At 55.4% G+C, this 24,156-nt stretch carries 26 protein-coding genes and 4 tRNA genes; 8 read left to right on the top strand and 22 right to left on the bottom strand.

The genetic code is table 11. From position 1 onward, the window contains the following. Nucleotides 1-321 precede the first annotated feature (321 nt). The 12 genes from rplL to J4D99_RS08220 form a co-directional block, all read right to left on the bottom strand. Nucleotides 322-702, bottom strand: a complete 381-nt coding sequence (rplL, locus tag J4D99_RS08275) for a 50S ribosomal protein L7/L12 (protein WP_208131245.1) — start codon at nucleotides 700-702, stop codon at nucleotides 322-324. 60 nt (nucleotides 703-762) lie between these two features. After that, a complete protein-coding gene (gene rplJ, locus J4D99_RS08270) occupies nucleotides 763-1,317 on the bottom strand; it encodes a 50S ribosomal protein L10 (RefSeq protein WP_208131244.1) in 555 nt (184 codons plus the stop codon). A gap of 15 nt (nucleotides 1,318-1,332) precedes the next feature. Then, nucleotides 1,333-2,031 carry a 50S ribosomal protein L1 gene (gene rplA, locus J4D99_RS08265; protein WP_208131243.1) on the bottom strand — a complete coding sequence of 233 codons (699 nt, stop codon included), beginning with the start codon at nucleotides 2,029-2,031 and terminating at the stop codon, nucleotides 1,333-1,335. A 20-nt stretch (nucleotides 2,032-2,051) separates the two neighbouring features. After that, complete coding sequence (rplK, locus tag J4D99_RS08260) at nucleotides 2,052-2,495, bottom strand: 50S ribosomal protein L11 (RefSeq protein ID WP_208131242.1); 444 nt, start codon at nucleotides 2,493-2,495, stop codon at nucleotides 2,052-2,054. Between the two features lie 117 nt (nucleotides 2,496-2,612). Beyond that, a complete protein-coding gene (nusG, locus tag J4D99_RS08255; RefSeq protein ID WP_208131241.1) occupies nucleotides 2,613-3,170 on the bottom strand; it encodes a transcription termination/antitermination protein NusG in 558 nt (185 codons plus the stop codon). Nucleotides 3,171-3,182: 12 nt separating this feature from the next. Then, a complete protein-coding gene (gene secE / locus J4D99_RS08250; protein ID WP_208131240.1) occupies nucleotides 3,183-3,380 on the bottom strand; it encodes a preprotein translocase subunit SecE in 198 nt (65 codons plus the stop codon). Nucleotides 3,381-3,433: 53 nt separating this feature from the next. Further along, nucleotides 3,434-3,507: transfer RNA gene (locus tag J4D99_RS08245), tRNA-Trp, on the bottom strand. 126 nt (nucleotides 3,508-3,633) lie between these two features. Beyond that, nucleotides 3,634-4,821, bottom strand: a complete 1,188-nt coding sequence (gene tuf, locus J4D99_RS08240) for an elongation factor Tu (protein WP_144846808.1) — start codon at nucleotides 4,819-4,821, stop codon at nucleotides 3,634-3,636. A 175-nt stretch (nucleotides 4,822-4,996) separates the two neighbouring features. Beyond that, nucleotides 4,997-5,068: transfer RNA gene (locus J4D99_RS08235), tRNA-Thr, on the bottom strand. 17 nt (nucleotides 5,069-5,085) lie between these two features. Further along, nucleotides 5,086-5,158 (bottom strand) — tRNA-Gly (locus J4D99_RS08230). A gap of 21 nt (nucleotides 5,159-5,179) precedes the next feature. After that, nucleotides 5,180-5,259, bottom strand: a tRNA-Tyr gene (locus tag J4D99_RS08225). A gap of 170 nt (nucleotides 5,260-5,429) precedes the next feature. Further along, nucleotides 5,430-7,841, bottom strand: a complete 2,412-nt coding sequence (locus tag J4D99_RS08220) for a M1 family aminopeptidase (protein ID WP_309509619.1) — start codon at nucleotides 7,839-7,841, stop codon at nucleotides 5,430-5,432. 248 nt (nucleotides 7,842-8,089) lie between these two features. Here J4D99_RS08220 and J4D99_RS08215 point away from each other — a divergent pair, with 248 nt between their 5' ends. The 3 genes from J4D99_RS08215 to frr all read left to right on the top strand — a co-directional run bounded on the left by J4D99_RS08215 (nucleotide 8,090) and on the right by frr (nucleotide 10,102). Then, on the top strand, nucleotides 8,090-8,593 hold the full coding sequence (locus J4D99_RS08215) for an acyl-CoA carboxylase biotin carboxyl carrier protein subunit (RefSeq protein ID WP_208131238.1): 504 nt from the start codon (nucleotides 8,090-8,092) through the stop codon (nucleotides 8,591-8,593). Nucleotides 8,594-8,632: 39 nt separating this feature from the next. Further along, nucleotides 8,633-9,439 (top strand): UMP kinase, encoded by an 807-nt coding sequence (gene pyrH / locus J4D99_RS08210; RefSeq protein WP_208131237.1) that lies wholly within the window; start codon nucleotides 8,633-8,635, stop codon nucleotides 9,437-9,439. 99 nt (nucleotides 9,440-9,538) lie between these two features. Further along, entirely contained in the window at nucleotides 9,539-10,102 is a 564-nt protein-coding gene (frr, locus tag J4D99_RS08205) for a ribosome recycling factor (RefSeq protein ID WP_208131236.1), read from the top strand. A 51-nt stretch (nucleotides 10,103-10,153) separates the two neighbouring features. On the opposite strand, the gene nadD is transcribed toward frr, so the two are convergent. The 6 genes from nadD to J4D99_RS08175 form a co-directional block, all read right to left on the bottom strand. Next, a complete protein-coding gene (gene nadD, locus J4D99_RS08200) occupies nucleotides 10,154-10,771 on the bottom strand; it encodes a nicotinate (nicotinamide) nucleotide adenylyltransferase (RefSeq protein WP_208131478.1) in 618 nt (205 codons plus the stop codon). After that, the gene (gene gmk / locus J4D99_RS08195; RefSeq protein ID WP_208131235.1) at nucleotides 10,761-11,360 is read right to left on the bottom strand and encodes a guanylate kinase; all 600 of its coding nucleotides are present in this window, start codon (nucleotides 11,358-11,360) and stop codon (nucleotides 10,761-10,763) included. The genes nadD and gmk overlap by 11 nt, the downstream gene beginning before the upstream one ends. A gap of 12 nt (nucleotides 11,361-11,372) precedes the next feature. After that, nucleotides 11,373-11,675, bottom strand: a complete 303-nt coding sequence (locus tag J4D99_RS08190; RefSeq protein WP_208131234.1) for a hypothetical protein — start codon at nucleotides 11,673-11,675, stop codon at nucleotides 11,373-11,375. A gap of 55 nt (nucleotides 11,676-11,730) precedes the next feature. Further along, nucleotides 11,731-12,375 (bottom strand): sigma-70 family RNA polymerase sigma factor, encoded by a 645-nt coding sequence (locus tag J4D99_RS08185; protein ID WP_208131233.1) that lies wholly within the window; start codon nucleotides 12,373-12,375, stop codon nucleotides 11,731-11,733. A gap of 169 nt (nucleotides 12,376-12,544) precedes the next feature. Then, nucleotides 12,545-13,585: a glycosyltransferase family 9 protein gene (locus J4D99_RS08180; protein WP_208131232.1), complete on the bottom strand. Its 1,041-nt coding sequence runs from the start codon at nucleotides 13,583-13,585 to the stop codon at nucleotides 12,545-12,547. Then, entirely contained in the window at nucleotides 13,582-14,355 is a 774-nt protein-coding gene (locus J4D99_RS08175) for a glycosyltransferase family 2 protein (RefSeq protein ID WP_208131231.1), read from the bottom strand. Before J4D99_RS08175 ends, J4D99_RS08180 begins: the two co-directional genes overlap by 4 nt. A 97-nt stretch (nucleotides 14,356-14,452) precedes the next feature. Here J4D99_RS08175 and J4D99_RS08170 point away from each other — a divergent pair, with 97 nt between their 5' ends. Both J4D99_RS08170 and J4D99_RS08165 read left to right on the top strand, forming a co-directional pair. Further along, nucleotides 14,453-15,322, top strand: a complete 870-nt coding sequence (locus J4D99_RS08170) for an SDR family oxidoreductase (RefSeq protein ID WP_208131230.1) — start codon at nucleotides 14,453-14,455, stop codon at nucleotides 15,320-15,322. A 78-nt stretch (nucleotides 15,323-15,400) separates the two neighbouring features. Further along, complete coding sequence (locus tag J4D99_RS08165) at nucleotides 15,401-16,438, top strand: LLM class flavin-dependent oxidoreductase (protein WP_208131229.1); 1,038 nt, start codon at nucleotides 15,401-15,403, stop codon at nucleotides 16,436-16,438. 167 nt (nucleotides 16,439-16,605) lie between these two features. Here J4D99_RS08165 and ahcY read toward each other — a convergent pair whose 3' ends face one another. Further along, nucleotides 16,606-17,925, bottom strand: a complete 1,320-nt coding sequence (gene ahcY / locus J4D99_RS08160; protein WP_208131228.1) for an adenosylhomocysteinase — start codon at nucleotides 17,923-17,925, stop codon at nucleotides 16,606-16,608. A 95-nt stretch (nucleotides 17,926-18,020) separates the two neighbouring features. Here ahcY and J4D99_RS08155 point away from each other — a divergent pair, with 95 nt between their 5' ends. From J4D99_RS08155 to metK, 3 genes are all read left to right on the top strand, one after another. Then, nucleotides 18,021-18,635, top strand: a complete 615-nt coding sequence (locus J4D99_RS08155; RefSeq protein WP_208131227.1) for a hypothetical protein — start codon at nucleotides 18,021-18,023, stop codon at nucleotides 18,633-18,635. 91 nt (nucleotides 18,636-18,726) lie between these two features. Then, entirely contained in the window at nucleotides 18,727-19,935 is a 1,209-nt protein-coding gene (locus J4D99_RS08150) for a class I SAM-dependent methyltransferase (RefSeq protein WP_208131226.1), read from the top strand. A 113-nt stretch (nucleotides 19,936-20,048) separates the two neighbouring features. Next, nucleotides 20,049-21,311, top strand: a complete 1,263-nt coding sequence (gene metK, locus J4D99_RS08145; RefSeq protein ID WP_208131225.1) for a methionine adenosyltransferase — start codon at nucleotides 20,049-20,051, stop codon at nucleotides 21,309-21,311. 76 nt (nucleotides 21,312-21,387) lie between these two features. On the opposite strand, the gene hpf is transcribed toward metK, so the two are convergent. The 3 genes from hpf to J4D99_RS08130 form a co-directional block, all read right to left on the bottom strand. After that, nucleotides 21,388-21,687, bottom strand: coding sequence for a ribosome hibernation-promoting factor, HPF/YfiA family (gene hpf / locus J4D99_RS08140; RefSeq protein ID WP_208131224.1), 300 nt, complete (start codon nucleotides 21,685-21,687; stop codon nucleotides 21,388-21,390). Between the two features lie 131 nt (nucleotides 21,688-21,818). Further along, complete coding sequence (locus J4D99_RS08135; protein WP_208131223.1) at nucleotides 21,819-22,703, bottom strand: tyrosine-type recombinase/integrase; 885 nt, start codon at nucleotides 22,701-22,703, stop codon at nucleotides 21,819-21,821. Nucleotides 22,704-22,765: 62 nt separating this feature from the next. Next, the gene (locus J4D99_RS08130) at nucleotides 22,766-23,590 is read right to left on the bottom strand and encodes a hypothetical protein (protein ID WP_208131222.1); all 825 of its coding nucleotides are present in this window, start codon (nucleotides 23,588-23,590) and stop codon (nucleotides 22,766-22,768) included. Nucleotides 23,591-24,156: the final 566 nt, after the last annotated feature.

Here is a 24,156-nt window from a genome sequence, read left to right as displayed (position 1 = left end):
TCAACCTTGATTCGGAAGTTTGCTCTCACATCTGCACCTACAGCGAGAGCCTTCAGACAAACCTAGGCGCATTGAGCGCAGCAAAGGACCTTACCACGTTGATTGTCAAATGAGTCCGAAACTCTTGCGACTGTTAACGTGATAAGGTCCTCGTATTTTGCTTCACTCCATGCGGAATGATAGAAGAAGAAAACTGCTAGCGTAAGACAACCGAAAGCAAAAGCTTTGAGTTGCAAAAGGTAACTTATTCTCCTAGAAACAGGAAAAGACCTGGCTAAGTGCCAGGCCTAATCCGTTGCGGGAGCAAGCCCGTAGGCGAACCTACTTAACTTCTACTTCGGCGCCAGCTTCTTCGAGCTGCTTCTTCAGGCCTTCGGCCTCATCTTTGGTTACGCCTTCTTTCAGGGGCTTGGGAGCACCGTCAACCAGTTCCTTAGCCTCTTTCAGGCCCAGGCCAGTCAGGTCTTTCACCAGCTTAACTACTGCCAGCTTCTGGCCACCAGCAGCTTTCAGGATTACGTCGAACGAGGTCTTCTCTTCAGGAGCCTCAGCAGCAGCAGCGCCACCGCCACCAGCTACCATTACGGGAGCAGCAGCAGCCGGCTCAATGCCATACTCATCCTTCAGGATGCCTGCGAGTTCGTTTACTTCTTTAACGGTGAGGCTAACAAGCTGCTCAGCGAAGGCTTTCAAATCGGCCATTTCGGTAGGTATTAGGGGGTTGTAAATTGAAAGTTGAAAGTTGAAAAAGGTGAGCAGCGGTTAGCCAGCAGCTTCTTCTTTTTCGGAAAGCGTTTTGAGGATACCAGCCAGCTTGTTGCCGCCGCTCGACAGAGCAGAGATAACGTTTTTGGCGGGCGATTGCAGCAGGCCGATGAGTTCACCGAGCAGTTCCTGCTTGCCTTTGATGGTGGTGAGGCCTTCGAGCTGGTTAGCACCGATGAAGATGCTAGCGTCGATGAAGGCACCCTTCAGCGCGGGCTTAGGCTCTACGCCGCGGGGGTAAGCCTGGGCCTTATAGAAGTCCTTCAGCAGCTTGGCCGGCGCGTTGCCACTCTCTTTCGAGAACAGTACACCCGACTGGCCTTTCAGCGCCGCGTCCATCTCGCTGGTGTCGCCGCCGAGGGTATCGAGGGCTTTGCGGATGAACGAGTTTTTATACACCTTGAATTCCATCCCGCGGTTGAAGCAGAGGCGACGGAAGTCATTGATTTTCGCTACCGACATGCCTGAGGCATCGGCGATATAGAATGCGTTGTGCGACTGAAACTTCTCGCTCAACTCATCCACGAGGGCTTGTTTTTCTTCCCGATTCATGGCTGGTTGGTTTAATTATTGTGCGGAAGAAACCGTGCTGTCAACCGGAACGCCGGGCGACATGGTGCTGCTGAGCGTGATGCTGCGGATGTATGTCCCTTTCGACGAAGACGGCTTCAGGCGACCGAGCGTCTGGATTACTTCCAGCGCGTTCTCAGCCAGCTTGGTCGGGTCAAAAGAAACTTTACCTACCGAACAGTGAATGATGCCGGTTTTGTCAACTTTGAAGTCGATTTTACCAGCTTTCACTTCCTGTACTGCCTTAGCTACATCGGTCGTTACTGTGCCCGACTTCGGGTTCGGCATCAGGCCACGGGGACCAAGTACGCGACCGAGGCGACCAACTTTCGCCATTACCGAAGGCATGGTGATAATCACGTCGATATCGGTCCAGCCTTTCTCGATTTTGGCGATATAGTCGTCCAAACCAACGAAGTCAGCACCAGCTGCGGTAGCTTCGGCTTCTTTGTCGGCGGGCACGAGGGCTAGCACGCGAACGGTTTTGCCAGTGCCGTGGGGCAGGGTGGCTACGCCGCGTACCATCTGGTCGGCTTTGCGGGGGTCCACGCCTAAGCGAACGTCGATATCAACCGAGGCGTCGAACTTGGTAAACGTGATGTCCTTCACCACTTGCGCGGCTTCGAGCAGGCTGCGTACCTGCGTCAGGTCATGCTTGGCAAGGGCTTCCTTGCGCTTTTTGCTGATTGCTGCCATTGTGTATGTCCTCCGGTTAGTTATTCAGCAAAAGGCGAGTCGCCCTTCACGGTGATACCCATGCTGCGAGCCGTACCGGCTACTTGCTTCATGGCCGACTCCACTTTGAAAGCGTTCAGGTCGGGCATTTTGGTTTCGGCGATAGTACGAACCTGGTCCCAAGTTACCGAGCCAACTTTGTTACGGTTAGGCTCTTTCGAACCGTTCTGCAACTTGGCGGCATCCATAAGGAGAACCGGTACCGGAGGAGTCTTAATGACAAAGTCAAAAGACTTATCGGTGTACATCGTAATTAGGACGGGGCAGATTTGGCCGGCTTTATCCTGGGTGCGAGCATTGAACTGCTTGCAAAACTCCATGATATTCAAGCCTTTACTACCAAGCGCAGGTCCAATCGGCGGCGCGGGGTTTGCGGCACCTCCCTTTACCTGAAGTTTCAGGTAACCTCTAATTTCTTTGGCCATTTGGTTTGTAAAGCTGTGGCTGTCGTGACGTAACTCGCGCTAGCCTCAGTTTAAAGTAAACTCCTGGTGGAAGCCCCGCCTGACCGGAGTGGATATCAGGCGACGTATAGTAAGTACCTATTCTTTTTCTACCTGCGTGTAACTCAACTCTACTGGTTGAGCACGGCCGAAAATCTTTACGATAACGTTAAGCTTCTTGCGCTCTTCGAATACTTCGTTGACATTGCCGCTAAAGCCATTGAATGGCCCATCGATAACCTTTACCAATTCGCCCACTGTGAAAGGAGTTTCAATTTCGGCCGATTTCTCTTCAGCCTCATCAACTACCCCTAGCAAGCGATTCACCTCATTTAGTGAAAGGGGTACTGGCTTGGCATTAGCAGTTTTGGTTTCTTTATCGCCCAAGAAACCAATGACACCTGGCGTCGAAGTGATGATATTCTGCACCTCGCCGTGAGTCAAATCCGAGTGGATGATGATGTAGCCCGGATATAGGTTACGCTCACGAACGCGCTTCTTGCCGTTGCGCATCTCGAAAACCTTCTCAATCGGAATCAACACCTGCGGAAGAAGCTCCTGCAGATTGTGCCGACCAATCTCGGTTTCCATATACGTCTTGGCTTTCTTCTCCTGGCCGCTTACGGAGCGTACCACGTACCATTTCAATTCACCCATTGTGTATAAGACCTAGCGGGCGAAAGATTGGTAGAAAGCATTAAGGACGGAGTTGAAGCTCACATCCATCAGGCCTACTACGGCGGCGAATATAAGAGAACCGAGTAGCACCAGCCCAGCGCTTTTTTGCAGCTCGGTGGTCGAGGGCCACGTTACGTTGTAACGCATTTCCTCGATGGTATCGCGGAAATAGTTGTTCAGCTTAGCCATGTCGCAATCAAGCCGGTGAGGGCGTAAAAAGAGCCGCCAGTGGCGGCCCCGGGTGGCACGAGTGGAGAGATTCGAACTCCCATCAAAGGTTTTGGAGACCTCTATTCTACCCTTGAACTACACTCGTAGATAACAAACCCGCTAGCACTATTTGCCAATGGGAGTGCAAAGGTACAAAACATTTTAAACAAAACAAATCCGCCCCCGAAAAATCGGAGGCGGATTGTCTTAATTTTTAGCCCGTAGGCTAAAATTAGTCGAGGATTTCGGTTACCTGACCGGCACCTACCGTACGGCCACCCTCACGGATAGCGAAACGGAGGCCTTTCTCCATTGCCACCTTGTTGATGAGCTCAACCGTGATGGTGATGTTGTCGCCGGGCATTACCATTTCAACGCCCTCGGGGAGGGTGATGATGCCAGTAACGTCGGTGGTACGCAGGTAGAACTGCGGACGGTAGTTGTTGAAGAACGGAGTGTGGCGGCCGCCTTCCTCTTTCGAGAGCACGTACACCTCAGCTTTGAACTTCTGGTGGGGCTTAACCGAACCGGGCTTGCAGATAACCATGCCACGACGGATGGCTTCTTTTTCAATACCACGGAGCAGCAGACCTACGTTGTCACCAGCCTCGCCACGGTCCAAGATTTTGCGGAACATTTCCACACCCGTTACCGTCGACTTCAGGCCTTCGGCACCCATGCCGAGGATGTCAACTTGCTCACCCGAGTTGATGATACCGCGCTCGATACGACCGGTAGCAACAGTGCCACGGCCAGTAATCGAGAACACGTCTTCTACCGGCATCAGGAAGGGCAGGTCGGTCAGACGAGCGGGAATCGGAATGAACGAGTCAACCGCGTCCATCAGCTCGTTGATTTTGGGAACCCAGTTGGCATCGCCGTTCAGGCCGCCCAGAGCCGAGCCCTGGATAACCGGAATGTTGTCGCCATCGAAGTTGTAGAACGAGAGGAGTTCGCGGATTTCCATTTCCACGAGCTCGAGCAGCTCGGGGTCATCCACCATGTCCACTTTGTTCATGAACACAACCAGCTGGGGAACACCTACCTGACGAGCGAGCAGGATGTGCTCACGGGTCTGGGGCATCGGGCCGTCGGTAGCAGCTACTACGAGGATAGCGCCGTCCATCTGAGCAGCACCCGTTACCATGTTCTTCACATAGTCAGCGTGACCGGGGCAGTCAACGTGAGCATAGTGACGGTTGGCGGTAGCGTATTCTACGTGGGCGGTGTTGATGGTGATACCACGCTCTTTTTCCTCGGGCGCATTGTCAATCGAGGAGAAGTCGCGCTTTTCAGCCAGACCCTGGTTAGCCAGCACCGTGGTGATAGCTGCGGTCAGGGTCGTCTTGCCGTGGTCAACGTGACCGATGGTGCCGATGTTTACGTGCGGCTTCGACCGGTCGAAATTTTCTTTAGCCATTGTAAAGAGTTGAGAAAAAAGAGGGAATTAAAAACTTGAAAGCAACTAGAATAGGCCTATTACAAGAAAAGCGAAACCCAGCTTGGGCCAATTCAGGCTTGAGTGCTGCGTATCGCTTTTGCTTTGCTGACCCGGCTCTAACCCATCGCAAAGATAGGTAGTTCCGTATTTGCTGAGCCATTTATGGGATTTGAACCCATGACCTCTTCCTTACCAAGGAAGTGCTCTACCACTGAGCTAAAACGGCTTATTCTAAAATCTCTGAGCGGGAGACGAGGTTCGAACCCGCGACCTGCAGCTTGGAAGGCTGCCGCTCTACCAACTGAGCTACTCCCGCAGATGGCCTCAAAAATAAATGTGGGGGTAACAGGACTCGAACCTATGAACCCGAAGGAGGTGAGTTACAGTCACCCGCAATTGCCGCTATGCGATACCCCCATTTATGGTCACTTCCGGCCGTTTGCTGGAATTGAGACGCAAAAGTACAGGTTTTTTGGGAAGATGCAAGAGGTAGCAAAGAAAAAAGTGGTGCCGTCAGCTCTTCTTTTTTGTTGACCTAGAGCATTACGCCACGTACGCCTGCTTCTATAAAAAGCCTTTTAATTGATTTACATAAGGTTATAATAGGCTTTGAGGCGCTCATCCGTTTCTTTGGTTTTTATATCCATCAGTACACTTTTTAGGTCGGGCTGGCTAGGTACCAGAGCCATTAGGCCCCGATAGGCCCCTAGCCGCACGACGTACTGCGGGTGAGTGCGCGCCAAGACTTCAAGCGTATGCACGCCTTTTTCGCGCTCGATGACGGGCATTTGTACCATGAACGTGCCAAGTGCCTGGAGGTAGGTATAGAGGTCAACGTCGGTGAGGTCGGGTAGGCGCCGCAGGAACCAGCCATATTGCTCCATGCCGCCACGCTGGGCATAGTAGTTAGCGATGGCTACAAGCAACCCCGAGTTAGGGGTGTTTTCCAGCGCGGCCAGCTGGGTGCGGGCGTTGACGGTAGGTATTTTGGCCAAGGCATCAATGGCTGCACTTTCTACCAGATACGAGCTGTCGCGCAATGCAGCCTGATAGGTAGCCGCGTAGTTTTCGTTGGGGAATGAAGCTAGCGTTATCAGGGCCTGAGCCCGCACGGCACTGCTAGGGTCGGTAGTAGCTAAACGCTGGATTTCATTGCGCACGGCGTTGGCGCTAGGCCCCCGGTAGCCACGCAGATGGTCGAGCGCGGCACGGCGCACAGCGAAGAAATTATCCGACAGGGCATTACGCATCAAGCCACTCACGGCGAAGTCGGAGGTTTTATTTTGCAGCAACTCCATTGCCTCGTACTTCTGCAGGTAGTTCTGGGCGTGATAGAATTGGAAAACTAGCTCTTCCATACTGCGCTCTTCGTCGAGTTGGGCTAGCAGCTGGCTTTCGCTATCGAACTTCACCATCGTTGGTTTGTCGTTGGCAGAGAACGAAAAGGTCTGGTCGGCTTTCGTAATGGTAATGCGGTGCTCGGTAGGCTTTTCCTTTTGCCAAACAGTAACCGTGACGGGCAAGCGGAACACTGGCTGAAACACCGTATCCTGGGTTTGCTGCACGTGTAGCCGCACTTGACCGTTGGCATACGCATGGGATATCTTCAGCTCTGGATGGCCCCGCTGCATAAACCATTGGTCGAAGAACCACTGCAAATCCTCTCCGGTTGTTTCCTCGAAGGCCGTGCGCAGCTTACTGATTTCAACCGAACTGAACTTATTGCGGGCGAGGTAGCGATTCAGGGCGGTGAAGAATGCATCGTCGCCGATGTATTTGCGCAGCATATGAAGCACCCGCCCACCTTTCTCATAGGAGTGCCGGTCGAACATGTCCTCGCGATTGACATAATGGTAGCGAATAAGCGGCTCGCGCTTTGATTCTGCCTCTTCTATATAGTGCGCCAGGTCTTGCTGCTGCACTAGGGCAGCTGCATCGGCGCCGTACTTGTGCTCGGCCCAGAGGTACTGCGAGTAGTTGGCGAAGCTTTCATTGAGCGGCAGGTTGCTCCAGCTTTCGCAGGTTACATAGTCGCCAAACCAGTGGTGAAACAGCTCGTGGGCAATAACTGACTCCGAAGTTTCGTACGTGTTATCGAGCAGTTCGCGGCTAGTGACCTGAATGGCAGCGCCATGCACCGTAGCGGTAGTGTTTTCCATCGCGCCGCTTACGTAGTCGCGCACCGCTATCTGGGCGTACTTCTCCCAGGGAAACTCAATCCCGAGCTTCTTGGAGAAAAACTCCATCATCTCGGGCGTGCGGCCAAATACAGCTTTAGCAGTGCCTTTATACTTAGGCTCGACGTAATAATCGACGGCTTTGCCGTGCCAAGTATCTGGTACAACTGCAAAGTCGCCTACAGCGAGCATGGTGAGGTAAGGCGCGGCAGCTAGGCTCTGCCGCCACGTATCGGTGCGGCTGCCGTCAGCATTCTTCTTTGAGTTTACAAGCAAGCCATTAGAAAGCGTTTTGAACTGGTCTTCTACCGTCAGCGTGATTTCCTGCGTCATGCGCTGATTGGGATGGTCGATAGTCGGAAACCAACACGAGCTGCTTTGCGTCTCGCCCTGGGTCCAGATTTGGCGGGGCTTGTTAGGCTCCTTGCCAAGGGGGTTGATAAAATAAAGCCCCTTAGCCGAGGTAATGGCTTCGCTGCCACCAGCAGGCAGTTCGTTGGGCTTGGCTACGTAGCTGATGCGCAGCTGGTAGGGCTGCTCGCGGGCATAGGCATGGTCGAGATTAACGGCAAGCTGGCGGCCATCATACTTGTAGGTAAGCGTCTTGCCCCCTAGCAGCTGCACCGACTTAATAGTGAATCCCTTGGCGTCAAGCACGGCCACCGACTGCGGGTAGAAGTGCGAATGCAGCGTGAGCACTGCCGTGCCAAGTACGTATTGGTGCGCATAGTCGAATCGCACATCGAGCTTGGTGTCGGTAACGTCGGTGAGCTGCGTGGCGCTAGGCTGGTAAGGAGCTGCCGCCGGCAGCCAGGAGGGCACCGTGATACCGCTTGAAACAACTGGCGCGGAAGCCGTCGCCTCAGGCGCTTTTTTGCGCGTGTCCTTATTGTGGATGCCGTTTGACTGCCCAAAAGCTGAAAAGCCAGCCAGAAAAACCAAAATAGAAGTAACAGAAAGCGAATAGTTCATTGCGAGAGGCAGACCCGGGATAAGGCCAGCAAGTTCCGCATGAAATTAAGATTTGGCTTACCTTTAACCCCATTTCGCCCAGTAGGGCTCGCTTTCCTATGCTCCACATTAGCACTGGCCCGGCGCATAGCTGGGAGGTAGACTTTCGCACTGCCGATTCTGTTACGGTCAATGGCCAGCCCTTTTTGTGGGATATTGCGCCGCTCGGCGGCGGCCGCTATCACGTGTTGTACCAAGACAAGTCGTACAACGCCGAGCTCGTGAGCGCCGACTATGCAACCAAGGTTTTCGTTTTAAAAATCAACGGCCAGCGCATCGAGTTGCAGGCTAAAGACCGCTTCGACCAGCTGCTCGACCGGCTAGGGCTGAGCGATGCCACCGCTCAAAAAGTGAACGAGCTCAAAGCGCCCATGCCGGGCCTGATTATCGACGTGCGGGTGCAGCCCGGCCAGGCAGTGCAAAAGGGTGACCCACTGCTGGTGCTGGAGGCCATGAAGATGGAAAATATTTTGAAGGCACCTGCCGACGGCACCGTGGCTAGCATCAAAGTCGAGCTACGCGCCAACGTAACCAAGGGGCAAGTGCTGGTGCAATTCGCCTAGCTCGCTTCCCTCCCACCCGATTTACTATTTTTTCTGCTTGTGACTTACAAACGAATTCTTCTAAAGCTCAGCGGCGAGGCGCTGATGGGCCAGCAGCAGTATGGCATTGATGCCGACCGCCTAATGCAGTATGCCACCGAAATCAAGGCGGTTGCTGCCACAGGGGTGCAAGTAGCGGTGGTGATTGGCGGCGGCAATATCTTCCGGGGTGTGCAGGCCGAGCATTTTGGCTTAGACCGCGTGCAGGGCGACTACATGGGTATGCTAGCCACCGTTATCAACTCAATGGCTTTGCAAAGCGCCCTCGAAAAGCTTGACGTGAGCACGCGTCTGCTTTCGGGGCTTACCATTCAGCGGGTGTGCGAGCCTTACATCCGCCGCCGCGCGGTACGGCACTTGGAAAAAGGCCGGGTGGTAATTTTCGGGGCTGGTATCGGCTCGCCGTATTTTACTACCGACTCGGCTGCTTCGCTGCGCGCCATTGAGATTGAGGCCGACGTAGTGCTGAAAGGCACCCGCGTCAACGGCATTTACACTGCCGACCCCGAGAAGGACCCTAGCGCCACCCGCTACACCGAAATCACTTTCGACGAGGTTATCAGCAAGGGCCTAAATGTGATGGATATGACAGCTTTTACGCTATGCAAGGAAAATAACCTGCCCATCATTGTATTCGACATGAATACCGAGGGCAACCTAGAGCGCCTCATAGCCGGCGAAAACCTGGGCACGCTCGTGACGATGGAGCCCGGGGCTAAGGCCCAATCGGCCGCTAGCCCTACCCTACCTGCCTCGCAGCACAGCAGCCTGCAGCCCCAGCTAGGCACCCAGTCCGAGCAAGCTTAAGCGTACTATCGGTGCTGAATGTTGCGGCATACGGCTGCGCATCAGCGTGCATTCAGTACTACTCCGACATTCAATATTTAAAACTCAACCTTTCAGAAAGTGGACGAGGAAATTCAATTTTACCTCAGCGATGCTGAGGAATCGATGGGCAAAGCCGTTGCCCACGTTGGCGTAGAGATGAGCCGTATTCGGGCAGGCAAAGCTTCGCCGGCCATGCTCGATGGCCTGCGTGTAGACTACTACGGCACGCCCACCCCAGTATCGCAGATTGCCAATATCTCGGCGCCCGACCCCCGCTCGCTGCACATCAAGCCCTGGGAGAAAAATATGGTGAGCGAAATAGTGAAAGCTATTAAGAATAGTGACCTGGGCCTCAACCCGGTATCGGATGCCGATGGTGTGCGCCTCAATATTCCGGCTATGACGGAGGAGCGCCGCCGCGACCTCGTGAAGCAGGCCAAGAATGAGGTAGAAAGCGGCAAAGTGCGTGTACGCGCTATTCGCAAAGACACCAACGAGGCGTTGCGCAAGCTGCAAAAAGACGGCGCTGCCGAAGATGCCATTAAGGATGCGGAAGCCAAGGTGCAGAAATACACCGACGCCCACATCATCGAAGTAGACAAGCTCTTCACCAAGAAAGAGTCGGAGATTATGACCATCTGAGGTCAATATTTTAGACACCAAAAAGGCCCAGCGATAACTCGCCGGGCCTTTTTATTTTCTTGCCGAGTCGCTAGCACTGAGCGACACAGTTAGTAATTCCCGTTCGACCGCGGGCGGTACCAAGTACCGGACTGACAACCCGCGCCGAAGGCTTTCGCGGATGTAGGTGGCCGAGATATCGAGTAGCGGCGCTTGAACTACCTGCACGCGCGGAAAAGGCGCCAAGTCGGGCAGCGGCGTGCCAGGACGAGGATACACGTAGATGTCGAACTCGGCTAGCAGGCGGTCGGCGTGCTGCCAGCGCGGCAGACCAGGCAGGTTATCGCCGCCTATCAAGAGCACAAACTCGACCGCCGGGTGGCGCTCGCGGAGTGCGTCAAGCGTGGCAATGGTGTAGCTGGGCCGTGGCAAGCTGAGCTCTATCGGCTCGGCGCGCAGGCGCGGGTTTTCAGCTACGGCCAACTCTACCCAGTGCAGGCGTTGCGCCTCGGGTAGTAGGTCGGCTGCTGCTTTGAACGGGTTTTGCGGCGACACGACCAGCCATACTTCGGCTAGGTCGGAGCGAGTGGCAAAATGCTCGGCTAGAATAAGATGGCCAACGTGCACGGGATTGAACGAGCCAAAGAGCAAGCCTACCCGCCTAGAGGCGGGTGCGGGACTAGCCAGCATCATCCTGCTCGGGCTCAGGCGCGGCCTTGATGAAATCACGCACCAGCTTCTCGGCATGAGCCACGGCTTCGTCGAGTTTATCGTTGACGACGGTTACGTCGAACTTATCCTCGAAAGCCAGCTCGAACGTGGCTTTGTACACTCGCGATGAAATGCTGGAGGTAGAGTCGGTAGCGCGGGCGGTGAGGCGCTGCGCTAGGGCCTCGATAGACGGCGGACGCACGAAAATGGCCAGCGCCCGGTCCTTGTAAAATTCCTTGATGCTGAGGCCACCCTTCACGTCGACATCAAGAATGGCGTGCTGGCCATTGGCCCAGATACGCTCGATTTCGGATTTGAGAGTGCCGTAGAAGGCACCTTCATACACCTCTTCCCACTCTACAAACTCGTCGTGGCGGATTTTATCTTGAAAATCGGCCACCGAGATGAAGTGGTAGTCCTTGCCATTGACCTCGGCGCGGCCCCGGCGGTCGCGGGTACAGGCGGAGATGGAAAAGCTCAACTCAGGGATTAAGTCCATGAGCCGGTGCACGATAGTCGTCTTACCCGCGCCCGAAGGAGCTGAGAATACAATGATTTTGCCCTGCATAGGGCTGCAAAGCTAGGCTATTTCGGCGTGTAAGCGCGCCATGATAGCGTTTGGCAGGGCCGAAGGGGCCGGGCGGCGGCCTACTTTCTGATTCAAAAAGCCAATGAAGAACCGTTGCTTGTTGATATCATCAAAGCAAGGCGAGCAGTCATCGCCATGATGGATGAGGTAATCCTCATCTTCTTCCGTCAGGACCCGTCCTTCGAGAAGCTGGTCAAGTACAATGTTCACGCGGTCGCAGTCGGGGGCACTAGCCAGCGGCGAAGCCGAGGCAAGGGGGGCCGACGTATTGGTTGTAGTAGCGGTAGCTTCCATGAGCGAAACGGGAACAGGTTCTTAGCCTGGGTTAAATAGTGAAAGAAAAATTAACTTATTCGTCTTCGGGTTCGGCGGCATTAACGGCGTCATTCGCCTCATCGTTCCCGTAGCCCATCGAGGAAGCGTATTTTTCGAGCTTGTCCTTGAGGAAATTGCGAGCTCTGTGCAAGCGCGAGCGCACGGTACCGATAGGGATATCGAGCACTTTGGCCATCTCTTCATAGGTGAAGCCCTCTAGGTCGCACAGAATGATAACTGTCCGAAAATCAACAGGTAGCGAATTTAAGGCACTTGCCACCTCATCCCCGATAAGGTCGCGCGAGGACTGTTGCCGCAGGTCGGACGACGAGGCGCCGGTGTCGGCGTCGCCCTCTACCTCATCCGGATTATAATATCCTTCAACTTCGCTGTAGTCAACCTTAGCAGGCTGCTTGCTTTTCTTCCGAAAATCGTTGATAAACGAGTTTTTCAGGATGCGGAAAAGCCAGGCCTTGGCGTTGGTGCCAGGCTCGAAGTACTCGAAAAAACGGTACGCCTTGAGATAGGTTTCCTGCACCAGGTCGTTGGCGTCGTCTTCGTCGAGCGTGAGGCGATAGGCGAAGTTGTAGAGCGGGTCGAGCACAGGCATCAGCTCGGCTTGAAAACGCCGGTCTTTTTCCTCTTTGCTCAGCTTCACCCGTTCGGGAGAGTCACTCATAATAGGTAGATAGGGCAGGTAATAAAGGCAGTAGCGAGCAAAAGTAAGACCGGAAGCCAGCGATTTAGTTGGCCAGATGCATTAAAAGCACATGAAATAGCCCCCTGTCAGGCTGGTTGCGGACCGTGGTATACGCACCACAGCACGTACCTACGGTAGCTACTACTCGTTAGGTTGTCGGCAATGGTTGCCAATGCGCAATTTGGCCCGCTACAGTAGCAGCTTCTATGGCCTTAATACAGGTGCAGGCAGTTGGCCGGGCACGGCAGTCCTGGCAGTTGGGCCGGTCAAAAACCAGGTACTCGGCGTGCGGCCCTAGTGGTCCCCAACGCCCGGGGTGCATGGGCTTGATAGGCGGATACAGCCCTAGCGCATGGCGACCCAGCGCGGCTGCCAGGTGCAGCGGGCCGGTGCTGCCAGCCACCAGCCCATCGGCAGCAGCAATGAATGCGATAAACTCGGGTAGCGCTAACTGGCCGGTGAGGTCAGCCGTGAAGAAGGCAGCATTTTCGCGCAGCCACTCGGCCAGCTCTTCTCCTTCGGCCGCCGTGCCACTAATAAAAACCCGGTGACCTGCGGCGTACAGCAGCCGGGCTAGCTGGCTAAAATGCGCTAGCCCCCACTCGCGGGCGCTGCCCCGGCTACGCGGGTGCAGGATGACATTGAGCTGGCCGGGCTGCCGGGCAGCTAACAGTTGCTGATACTCGGAGCGGAGCGGCGCAGCAGGCGCGAGGCGTACCAGCTGCGCCACTTTCTTTAGCGCTAGCGGCTCGCGGTAGCCTAGCAGGGCCAGCAGCTGCAGATTGAGCTGGGTCTCGTGCAGAGGCGAATGGCGGCGGCTCAGCGCTACTAGTTGGTTGCACGTAAGCCAGTGAAACACCCGGTTGCGCGTGCCGATACGCATGGGAATGCGCGCCAGCTTAGCTAGCCGGGCCAGCCGCTTATTCGGGAAAACGTGGATGATGGCCGTAGCAGTCTGGCTTTGCAGCTGAGCTACCTGTTCACTTTCAGGCAGTTGCCACAGCTCGTCTGCGTTCAAAAAGTCATCGACCCAGGGGCACGCGGCGGCCACGGCAGCCGTGTAGGCCCGCCCGATGAGCACTACCCGGCAATCGGGATAGTGCTGCTTTAGCCAGCCCGCTACCGGCAGGGTGAGCACTACGTCGCCGATGGCATCGGTGCGCGATATGAGGAAGGTAGGCTTACTCATGGAGTAGGCGCGTTCTGGGTGCCGGTTTTGAGCTTGGCGAATTTCAAAAACACGCCCCAGGCCGAGATGCTGGCAATGCTCAGGCCGGCAAAGCCATCGAGGAACCCTAGCCTAAACACATAGCCGTACATAAATTTCCAGAGTGGCTTGAGCAGCAGGTGAAACAACGTGACGTTGGTTTGGCCCCTCAGCGCCCGCTCACGAGCCGTGATGCTGGTGAATTTATTGAGCTGATTAACGTGCTGGGCAATGGAATGATAGGAGTAGTGCAGCGCATCGCCGGCAAGCTGGCCGGTGGTTTGGCCCGGCTGCACTACATAGTGCTCATGCAGCAGCAAGCCCTGCCAGCGGCCCAGGCGGCGGTCGTAAAGGCGCAGCTTGCGGTCGGGATACCAGCCGCCGTGGCGCACCCAGGTGCCGCAATAGTTGGTGAGGCGGGCTAGCCCGTAAGCCGCGTGCTGCCAGTTTTTTTTCACCGCCATGATGCTTTGGCGCAGCTCTTCGGTGAGCACCTCGTCGGCGTCGAGCTGCAAGACATAATTATAGCGGGCCTGGTCGGTGGCAAAATTTTTCTGCTCGACATAGCCAGCAAAGGCATTCTGAACGAGGCGCGCGCCGTGCACGCGGCAGATTTCGACGGTGCGGTCGGTAGAGAAAGAATCGACCACCAGCACCTCGTCGGCCACGGTGCCTAGCGCTTGCAGGCAGCGCGCAATGTTGGCCTCCTCATTGAGGGTGATGATAACAACGGAGAGCGGAATGGTGGGCATAGCTAGTACAAAGCTAGCGGCGCAGCCCCCGAGTAGGGGCTCCTACCCTAGCCGTCTGGCTGCGTATGCTAGGGCTACCTTTTCATTCCTTTTCCTCATGGCTGACCTTCAAGCTAAAATTATCCTCGTCACCGGCGCCACGTCGGGCATTGGCGAAGTCACGGCCCGCGAGCTGGCGCGGCAGGGCGCCCACGTCATCATATTGGCCCGCAACCGGCAAAAGGCCGAGCGCACCCGGCAGGAAATCATCGCTGCTACCGGCAATCAGCAAGTAGACATCGTGCTAGCCGACCTTTCGGTGCAGCAGCAGGTGCGCGACGCGGCCGCTCAACTTCATGATAAGTACCCGCGCCTCGACGTGCTGGTGAACAACGCCGGCCTCATGTTTGGAGCCAAGCGCGAGCTTTCGGCCGATGGCTATGAGATGACCCTAGCCACTAACCACCTCGGGCCCTTTCTGCTTACCAGCCTGCTACTCGATTTGCTGCAGAAGAGCCCTGCCGCGCGCATCGTCAACGTGGCCTCAATGGCCTACCGCTTTTCTAAGCCCACACTGGATGATTTGCAGTCGGAGCAGTCGTACAGCCCCGTGTGGGAGTACGGCAACACCAAGCTTTGGAACATTATGTTTACGCAGGAGCTCGCCAAGCGCCTGCGCGAGCACGGTATCTCAAACGTGACAACCAATGCCCTGCACCCCGGCGCAGTGGCTACCGGCTACGGCCAGCAGACGGGCGGCATCATTTCGGCGGTGCTGGCGCTAGGCCGGCCCTTTATGCTTTCGCCCGAGAAGGGCGCCGAAACCAGCCTTTTCCTAGCTACCGACCCTAGTGTGGCTGCTACCAGCGGCGGTTTTTTCAGCAAGAAAAAGCCCGAGCCGGTAAAAAGCAGCTTCAATACGCCCGCCAACAACCAAAAACTGTGGGAGCTGAGCGAAGCATTAACCAAAACAAACTTCCTTGATTAAATTAATGTTGGTACATTAATTGAGCTGCAAAGTGCTTTCTTTGCAGTCTTAAGTAGCATTTGTCCCAACCTGAATTTTATGGAATTAGGAATCAGTTCTTTCGGTGAGTTAGCCCCCGCGCACCAGCCAGGCGGCGACCGGGCGGCGGCCCAACGTATGCAGGAACTTGTAGCGCTAGGCCGCTGCGCCGACGAGGCCGGCCTCGATGTGCTGGCTATTGGCGAGCACCACCGGGCCGACTACGTGGTGTCGTCGCCCGAAATGGTATTGGCCGCTGTAGCATCGGTCACCAAACGAGTGCGCCTCACCAGTGCCGTCACGGTGCTCAGCTCGACCGACCCGGTGCGCACCTTCCAGAACTTCGCCACCCTCGACTTGCTCTCTAATGGCCGGGCCGAGATTATTGCCGGGCGCGGGTCGTTCACGGAGTCGTTCCCGCTATTTGGGCAAAGCCTGAATGACTACGACGAGTTGTACGCCGAAAAGCTAGGGCTATTACTGACGCTCAACGACAACGAAGTAGTGACCTGGCAGGGCAAGCACCGGCCGGCTATTGCGGGCCGGGGCGTGTACCCGCGCCCGGTACAGCCCAAGCTGCCCATCTGGATTGGCGTGGGTGGTACGCCCGCTTCGGCAGCGCGGGCTGGTTCGCTGGGGCTAGGGCTCACTATTGCTATTCTGGGCGGTGCCCCAGCGCAGTACGTGACGTTTGCTGATATTTTCCGTCGGGCGGCTCAGCAGGCTGGCCACGATGCTGCCGCACTGCCACTGTGCATCAACTGCCATTTTCACCTGGCCGAAACTGCCAAGCAGGCCGCCGATGAGTTTTTCCCCGCCTACTCGCTGACCATGAACCGCATCGGCCGCGAGCGCGGCTGGCGGCCGTTTACGCGCCAGCAGTTTGACTATCTCTGTGGGCCGGAGGGCCCCCTGTTTGTAGGCACGCCGCAGCAGATTACCGACAAGCTGGTTTACCTCAGCAACATATTCGGTAACACCCGCTTCCTTGGCCAACTGATGCTGGAAGGCATGCCGCACGAGGCCGTGCTGCGCTCGACCGAGTTGTTTGGGCAGCAGGTGTCGCCAGCCGTGAAGAAGGAGCTACAACTTGTCTGAACCACGGATTCGGACGGATTTGTTGGATTACGCGGATTTTGTAGCCGATTCTCTTCCGCTAGCCTGTGTAAAGTAATTAAAAAGGCCGCCTGATAGGCGGCCTTTTTAGCGTACACAACATCCGCGTAATCCGACAAATCCGTCCGAATCCGTGGTTCAGAAAACTCTTAGTAGCGGTACAGGTCTGACTTGAACGGGCCTTCTACTGGCACCTTGATATAATCGGCCTGCTTGGGCGTCAGCTCATCCAGCTCTACGCCAATTTTGGCGAGGTGCAGGCGGGCTACCTTTTCATCGAGGTGCTTGGGCAGGGTATATACCTGGTTTTCGTACTGATTGGTGTGCTGCCACAGCTCTAGCTGGGCTAGGGTCTGGTTGGTGAACGAGTTCGACATCACGAACGACGGGTGGCCGGTAGCGCAGCCCAGGTTTACCAAGCGGCCTTCGGCCAGAATGATAACCTCTTTGCCGTCGATGTTATAGATATCGACCTGCGGCTTTACGGTGTCTTTAGTGTGGCCGTAGTTATTGTTCAGCCACGCCATGTCGATTTCATCATCGAAGTGGCCGATGTTGCACACAATAGCCTTGTCCTTGAGGGCGCGGAAGTGCTCCTCCCGGATAATGTCGCAGTTGCCAGTGGTGGTAATGACGATGTCGGCGCGCGGGATGGCGTTCTCCATCTTCTTCACCTCGTAGCTATCCATAGCCGCTTGCAGCGCGCAGATGGGGTCGATTTCGGTGACAATAACACGGGCGCCGGCGCCGCGCAGGCTCGCGGCGGTACCTTTTCCTACGTCGCCGTAGCCAGCTACTACGGCCACTTTGCCTGCCATCATGATATCAGTAGCGCGGCGAATAGCGTCCACAGCCGACTCTTTGCAACCGTATTTGTTATCGAATTTCGACTTGGTCACCGAGTCGTTTACGTTGATAGCGGGGAAAGGCAAGGTGCCTTGTTTCACACGCTCGATGAGGCGCAGCACGCCGGTCGTGGTTTCTTCCGAGCAGCCTTTAATGCCAGCGGCCAGTTCGGGAAACTGGTCGAGGACCATGTTGGTGAGGTCACCGCCGTCGTCAAGAATCATGTTGAGCGGCTGGCGCTCCTCGCCAAACCACAGCGTCTGCTCGATGCACCAGTTAAACTCCTCCTCGTTCATACCCTTCCAGGCATACACCGGAATGCCCGCGGCGGCGATGGCCGCAGCCGCGTGGTCCTGGGTCGAGAAGATATTGCACGACGACCAGGTTACATCGGCACCTAGCTCGATGAGCGTTTCGATGAGCACAGCCGTTTGGATGGTCATGTGCAGGCAGCCAGCAATGCGGGCTCCTTTTAGCGGCTTGCTAGGGCCAAATTCGGCGCGCAGGCTCATCAGGCCCGGCATTTCGGCTTCGGCCAGGCGAATCTCCTTGCGGCCCCACTCGGCCAGGCTCAAGTCTTTTACTTTATACGGAACGTAGGTCGTGGGCTTAGTTTCTACCATGATAGTCAGCAGTTGAGAGGTCGGATACTTGAACCGCAAAGATACTCCTTTGTTAAAGGTTGGAAGCATCTTAAGCCGCACTACCTTTGCCAGCTATGACTTGTCCCTTCATTTCTTCTGGCCAGGTAGTACGGTTGGTTACTGCTGCCCTAGTAGCCGGGCTGGGCCTAGCTGCGCAGCCCGCCGCCGCCCAAAGCACCCCCACTACCATTCGCCTACTGCCCGAAGATGCGGAGCGAGGCCAGTATGGTCATCAGCACAATTTTTACTTTTTGCCTCCCGGCAAAACTGGCGAGGACTATCAGAACGCCGGTTTTTTTGGAGGCAAGCTGCGGCCCTATATTAAAAATAATGCCTCGGCCCTGACTGAGCTCGACCATTATAAGGCCAATAAAACTGCCTATCTGATAGATAAAATAGTGCTCGTAGGCTCGCTAGGGCTCTATGGCTCGCAGGTGTTTGGGCACAGCGGCGATGCGCAGTATTTCAACAGTACGCAGCAGGTAGCGGCCGGGGTGGCCGTCGCAAGTTTGCTCGCTACCATCTTCATTAATCGCCATACCAACGAGTATTTAAAGCAGGCCGTAGACAACTACAACACTGGTACGCCCGGTGTTCATGGCACGCTGTGGCCGCGGCTGCGGCCAGCAGGCCTGGGGGTAGCTACCACGGCTGGGCGGCCGGTGCTGGCGCTCCGCTGGCAGCTGTAGCCTTCTCAACACGTTAATTATAAGCACAGAGTATAAACTGGCATGACTGGCAACGCACCAGTCGGCCAGTTTTTTCGTTAGTAGCTACATAATGGAGTTTCCCTTACCCGAGGCGGCCCGGCGCTACGTGGCTGCCCACCTGCACGACGACCCGGCCCACTTGGCCTTGCAGGCTCGCCGCCACCCGCACCTACCCGTGCCCGAACTGGTGCGCCAGATTCAGGCCCGCCAGAAAGCCCGCATTAAGCTACCCACCTGGGCCGACAACCAGGAGTTGATTTTTCCGCCTGCACTCTCCGTAGAGCAGGCTTCTTCCGAGCGCACGGCTACCTACAAGGCTGGCCTGGTAGCGGGGGCTAGCCAGCTAGCCGACCTCACGGGGGGCTTTGGGGCCGACGCGGCGCATTTTGCGGCCGTGGTGAGCCAGGTAGATTATGTGGAGCGCGACGCCAAGCTGGCAGCGGTAGTAGCCTATAACCTGCAGCAGCTCGGCATTGCGAACGTGACGACCCATGCCACTGATGCGGCGGCTTTTTTAAAGGCTAGCGGCCAGCACTACGACTGGCTCTTTCTGGACCCGGCCCGGCGCGACCAGCGCGGCGGCAAGACTTTCCGGCTGGCCGACTGTGAGCCCGATGTGCCGCGCCTGCTGCCGCTATTGTTGCGCCACGCCCCGCGCATTCTGCTCAAGACCTCGCCTATGCTTGATATTGAGCTAGCTATTCAAGAGCTAAAGCACGTGCGGCGGCTATGGGTTATTGCTGTTGATAATGAGGTAAAAGAGGTGCTGTATGAGCTAGGCGAAGAGCCGGCGATTGACCCCGAGCGCCTGGCCGTCAATCTGCGCCGTGATGGCAGCCAGCAGGATTTTCGCCTCAACCGGGCCCGCGAAGCCCGGGCTGTGGCTCGCTACGCCGAGGCGCAGCAGTACCTCTATGAGCCGAATGCCGCCATTCTGAAGGCTGGGGCCTTTAAAAGCATTGGTACCGCTTTTGAGCTGCTCAAGCTGCACCAACACAGCCACTTGTATACCAGCCAAGAGCTGCGAGCCGATTTTCCGGGGCGCATTTTCCGCATCCTAGCCACAGAGAAGGCCGATGGGCCCAGCCTGAAAGCCCACCTTGGGCCCGAAGGCCGGGCGCACGTTACGACCCGCAACTTTCCGGAGTCGGTGGCCGATTTTCGGCGGCGCACGGGTATTCGGGAGGGCGGCGACATTTATTTGTTTGCCACTACCGACCTGCGGGGCCGGCTTGTCGTACTGGTGTGTGAAAAGGTAGCTGCGCCTATACCCGCCTAGCCTTTGCCCGGCCAACACGTGGCCGGTCAGCATTTAATGAGTAGTTTTGCCCCCCGCCCGCCCGCGCCTCCGACTGGCCCGGCGGGCGGATTTTTGTTTGTTAATTCCCTGCCATGCCCTATCTGTTCACTTCCGAATCGGTTTCGGAAGGCCACCCCGATAAAGTTGCCGACCAGATTTCCGACGCTATCCTAGACGAATATTTGCGCCAGGACCCCACGGCCAAAGTAGCCTGCGAAACCCTCGTAACAACGGACTTCGCGCTCGTAGCCGGCGAGATTAAGTCAACGGCTCACGTCGATGCCGAACCCATTGTACGCAACACCATCCGGCACATTGGCTACAATAAGTCTGAGTACCTGTTCAACGCCGATACCTGCGAGGTGATGAACCGGCTGCACGAGCAGTCGCCGGATATCAACCAAGGCGTAGTGCGCAAAGCCCCAGAGGAGCAAGGGGCCGGCGACCAGGGTATGATGTTCGGCTACGCCACCAATGAAAGCGCTAGCTACATGCCGCTAGCCCTCGATTTGTCGCACCGATTGCTCGAAGAGCTGGCTATCATTCGCCGGGGAGGGCAGGAAATGACTTACCTGCGCCCCGATGCCAAGAGCCAGGTAACCATTCGCTACTCTGACGACCATCGCCCCGAGGCCATCGAAACCATCGTCATCAGCACCCAGCACGATGACTTTGACGCGTCGGAAGAGGTAATGTTGACCCGCATCAAGCAGGACATTCTCACCATCCTTATCCCGCGGGTAAAAGCCAAGCTGAGCGTCGAGGTACAGGCCCTCTTTACCAATGACATTCAGCACCATATCAACCCCACGGGCAAGTTTGTTATCGGCGGCCCACATGGTGACTCGGGCCTCACGGGCCGCAAAATCATTGTGGACACCTACGGTGGCAAGGGTGCGCACGGGGGAGGCGCCTTTTCGGGCAAAGACTCAAGCAAAGTAGACCGCTCGGCGGCTTATGCTACCCGCCACATTGCCAAAAACCTGGTGGCGGCCGGCGTGGCCGAGCAGGCACTGGTGCAGGTAGCCTATGCTATTGGCGTGGCTAAGCCAGTAGGCCTCTACGTCACCACCTATGGTACCACCAAGGCGCTAGGCCCCAATGGCCAGCCCCTTACCGACGGTGAGATTGCCGATAAAGTAAACGAGCTGTTCGACCTGCGTCCTTATGCCATCGTGGAGCGGCTAGGCCTGCGCAATCCGATTTTCAGCGCTACGGCCGCCTATGGCCACATGGGCCGCCAGCCCGGCACCGTTACGGTAAAGATGAAGGACGGCGAGGAAAAGACTTTTGAGACCTTTACCTGGGAAAAGCTTGACTATGTAGACCGCATTAAGGCGGCTTTTAAGCTCTAGCTTACCTTCACTTATGATGTAAAAAGCCCCGGCTGCCGCATGGCAGCCGAGGCTTTTTGCTGGTAGCAAATCAGGCCTAGTGGCTCAGGTTTTTTTCTTTATACTTGGTAATCTGGCGCTTTAGCGCCTCCACGGCAGCATCGGTGGCAGCTTCGAACGAAGTAGCATCTTCCTGGCTGAAGAGCGTGCTGCCGGGCACCATCAACTTAATTTCAACCGTTTTATTAGCAGCGCCATCTTTGTTGTTGAGGCGCAGAATCACTTCACCGTCCGTTACACGGTCGTAGAAATGCTCGAGCTTATTGAGGCGTTGCTGAATGAAGTCGAGCAGAGATTTGTCGGCATCGAAATGAACCGACTGCATTTGCACTTTCATGGGCGAAAGAGGAGTTAGGTGGGAAATTAATCGAACGAATCAGGAAGCAAAACTTAGCAGCCAAAAACCGGCTGGCTACCCTAACGGGCTAGCGGCCAATTGCTAACTACCAGTTTTGCTTTCTTACTCAGTTAAGCCCGCGGATGGGCTTGTTCAAATACGGATTTTAGGCGGTCCACGGACAAGTGCGTGTACACTTGAGTAGCTGCCAGGCTGGCGTGGCCGAGAAGCTCCTTAATGGCGTTCAGGTCGGCCCCTTTGCCTAGTAGGTGCGTGGCAAAGGCATGGCGTAGCGCGTGCGGGTGCTGATGCGCCGCCGAAGTTGATACCTGGCTCAAATACTTTTTAACTGTGCGGTACACCAGCTTCTCATAAAGCGGCTCGCCTTTGTCGGTGCGCAGCAGGGGGCTAGCCGAGGTAGCTGGCCCGAACTCGGCCAGCCGGCTAGCCCGGTATTTTTCCAGCACCAGCAGCAGTGAGGGGTTCAGAGGTACCAAGCGCTGTTTATTGCCTTTGCCCGTAACGCGCACGGTGCGCGCGCCGCTGTCGATATCGTCTTCCGCAATCCCCAGCAACTCAGACAGGCGAATACCCGTGCCATACAGCATCTCCAGCACCAGTTGGTCGCGCGCGCCGGCAAAGCTGGCTTCAAACTCAAACGAGTTGAGCAGCCGATTGAGCGATTCTTCAGGCACAAATTCGGGCAGCTTTTTGGCCATTTTCGGTGCCTTAATGCGCAGCATCGGGTTAGCCTCGATGCGGTGAACGCGTAGCAAGAACTTATAAAACGAGCGCAGGCAGGCCACCTTGCGGTTCACAGTGCGCGGGTCGAGGTCCTGGCCCATCAGGTTCACCACCCAGCCCCGAATGAGCGGGTGCGTAGCCTGAATGGGGTCAGCCAGCTCGTATTCGGCCAGCAGATACGCTGAATATTGGGCCAGGTCAGTCTGGTACGAAATAACAGTGTGTGGGCTAAAGCGCTTTTCGTAGCGCAGAAAATCTAAAAACTCTTCCATACAGACGCTAAAAAAGCCCAACCTATAAGGTTGGGCTGCTAAGGTATGAGGTATGCATTACCCTACTCCTGCTCCTTTACTTTTACACCCATCAGGGCATTGTATATTTTCCCTCGGTAGTAAGGCGATAGTCTAGACAATGAGTGAGCTTCACCTTCTTTCTGCCAGGTTTGTTTATTGTCACCAATGCTTGTCCAAGTATAAGACTCGGCCATTGAGAGATTAGCTGCCAATGGCGCACTACGGGTTTTCCTTTCTGCTACGTCTTCAGTAGCACGCACATATTGCCACTCGGCTACTACGTAGAGCCCGCTCATTGGCAATGTCAAAGGGCTAGCCAACTTTACTTCCTGCTTCCCCTCTCGAAACTTATGGCTCTGCTTAGGGCTAATAATAAGGTCTTGTGGTAACAAGCTAGCCCCTGGCGGGTGGTCTACATCTTTCGCCTCACAAAGGCGAATCCGTAGCTCACCTTGCTCAAACTTTTCTTCAAATGAGCGCAACCGGTGCAGTTGTAGCGTGACAGCCTCAACAGTATAGACTGCCGTCGTCGCCGGATGTGGGATATACACCGCCATTTTATCTAATGTATTACCCCGGTACCCTGCTTGCTGCGGCAAATTGGTCAGGCCTATTTCCTGTACTCCTTTCACGCCTAGCACGGCTACCTCGGGCAGCGGAATATTCTTCCTTCGAGCAGTGTCTTGGTCTGTTGCCTTACTCGTAAGAATAGCCAACACTTCTGCCCAGTTTGCCTCCCTTTTATGGACAATAGCATTACGCTTTTTAGTTGCTCCCTTTCTATTCAGCCCATATGCTATGCTACATACGCAAAGAAGTAAAAAGCAACAAGTACTTATTTTCATTATCTTAATAATATATATCATAAACGTCCTAAAAGCAGGAAGATGGGCGTTCATTACCCGTCTTCCTGCCTAGTAAGCAGCAAAGCCGTCAAAGCTTTGCTTAGGGTGGTTTAGCAACCGGTAGTATCACCCATTTGAGGCTCGCCTATCTCAAACCCGAAGATATAAAGCTGCTCAAAATGAGTAGTAAATCCCTCCACGCAAGGTGTATCGTACCCTAGTACCCTACGGTACCACAACCCAAAAGCAGTGCGGAAGCTGATTGAATTGAGGCAATAGTGAGGGACAGGCATAGCCCGCCAATAAAAATAAATTTCTTTTTCATTATGAGGAAGAAGATTGAAATATTGCCTACTATATCACTCCTTTTCGGCTGCTGCAGGTCGACAGCACAAATAAGAATAAAAATTTTAAGAATATTAAATTTTAATATATATTAATTTTACTAATTTTCTTTATTAAAGTCTTATATAACTATTTATCAGATACGTAATCTCACTAAGGTATATAGCTAGCCTGCCCATAAGCACTAAGCCCCGCTAGACTACACGTGTAGTCTAGCGGGGCTTAGTGCTTATGGGCAGGCT

The sequence above is a fragment of the Hymenobacter sp. BT559 genome (assembly GCF_017571525.1).
Lineage (GTDB): Bacteria > Bacteroidota > Bacteroidia > Cytophagales > Hymenobacteraceae > Hymenobacter > Hymenobacter ginsengisoli.
Note: the sequence above shows the minus strand (reverse complement) of the source record. Positions and strands in the feature narration are given on the sequence as shown.

Excerpts from the sequence above, each read along its gene's own strand:
- J4D99_RS08215 (WP_208131238.1), top strand. The coding sequence starts at position 8,090 with ATGCTCCACATTAGCACTGGCCCGGCGCATAGCTGGGAGGTAGACTTT.
- secE (WP_208131240.1), bottom strand. The coding sequence starts at position 3,380 with ATGGCTAAGCTGAACAACTATTTCCGCGATACCATCGAGGAAATGCGT.
- J4D99_RS08190 (WP_208131234.1), bottom strand. The coding sequence starts at position 11,675 with ATGGAAGCTACCGCTACTACAACCAATACGTCGGCCCCCCTTGCCTCG.
- J4D99_RS08155 (WP_208131227.1), top strand. The coding sequence starts at position 18,021 with ATGACTTGTCCCTTCATTTCTTCTGGCCAGGTAGTACGGTTGGTTACT.
- tuf (WP_144846808.1), bottom strand. The coding sequence starts at position 4,821 with ATGGCTAAAGAAAATTTCGACCGGTCGAAGCCGCACGTAAACATCGGC.
- rplA (WP_208131243.1), bottom strand. The coding sequence starts at position 2,031 with ATGGCAGCAATCAGCAAAAAGCGCAAGGAAGCCCTTGCCAAGCATGAC.
- hpf (WP_208131224.1), bottom strand. The coding sequence starts at position 21,687 with ATGAAAGTGCAAATGCAGTCGGTTCATTTCGATGCCGACAAATCTCTG.
- gmk (WP_208131235.1), bottom strand. The coding sequence starts at position 11,360 with ATGCAGGGCAAAATCATTGTATTCTCAGCTCCTTCGGGCGCGGGTAAG.
- rplJ (WP_208131244.1), bottom strand. The coding sequence starts at position 1,317 with ATGAATCGGGAAGAAAAACAAGCCCTCGTGGATGAGTTGAGCGAGAAG.
- J4D99_RS08150 (WP_208131226.1), top strand. The coding sequence starts at position 18,727 with ATGGAGTTTCCCTTACCCGAGGCGGCCCGGCGCTACGTGGCTGCCCAC.
- J4D99_RS08170 (WP_208131230.1), top strand. The coding sequence starts at position 14,453 with ATGGCTGACCTTCAAGCTAAAATTATCCTCGTCACCGGCGCCACGTCG.
- ahcY (WP_208131228.1), bottom strand. The coding sequence starts at position 17,925 with ATGGTAGAAACTAAGCCCACGACCTACGTTCCGTATAAAGTAAAAGAC.
- J4D99_RS08130 (WP_208131222.1), bottom strand. The coding sequence starts at position 23,590 with ATGATATATATTATTAAGATAATGAAAATAAGTACTTGTTGCTTTTTA.
- J4D99_RS08135 (WP_208131223.1), bottom strand. The coding sequence starts at position 22,703 with ATGGAAGAGTTTTTAGATTTTCTGCGCTACGAAAAGCGCTTTAGCCCA.
- metK (WP_208131225.1), top strand. The coding sequence starts at position 20,049 with ATGCCCTATCTGTTCACTTCCGAATCGGTTTCGGAAGGCCACCCCGAT.
- J4D99_RS08185 (WP_208131233.1), bottom strand. The coding sequence starts at position 12,375 with ATGAGTGACTCTCCCGAACGGGTGAAGCTGAGCAAAGAGGAAAAAGAC.
- J4D99_RS08180 (WP_208131232.1), bottom strand. The coding sequence starts at position 13,585 with ATGAGTAAGCCTACCTTCCTCATATCGCGCACCGATGCCATCGGCGAC.
- J4D99_RS08165 (WP_208131229.1), top strand. The coding sequence starts at position 15,401 with ATGGAATTAGGAATCAGTTCTTTCGGTGAGTTAGCCCCCGCGCACCAG.
- rplL (WP_208131245.1), bottom strand. The coding sequence starts at position 702 with ATGGCCGATTTGAAAGCCTTCGCTGAGCAGCTTGTTAGCCTCACCGTT.
- nusG (WP_208131241.1), bottom strand. The coding sequence starts at position 3,170 with ATGGGTGAATTGAAATGGTACGTGGTACGCTCCGTAAGCGGCCAGGAG.
- nadD (WP_208131478.1), bottom strand. The coding sequence starts at position 10,771 with ATGCTGGCTAGTCCCGCACCCGCCTCTAGGCGGGTAGGCTTGCTCTTT.
- J4D99_RS08175 (WP_208131231.1), bottom strand. The coding sequence starts at position 14,355 with ATGCCCACCATTCCGCTCTCCGTTGTTATCATCACCCTCAATGAGGAG.
- rplK (WP_208131242.1), bottom strand. The coding sequence starts at position 2,495 with ATGGCCAAAGAAATTAGAGGTTACCTGAAACTTCAGGTAAAGGGAGGT.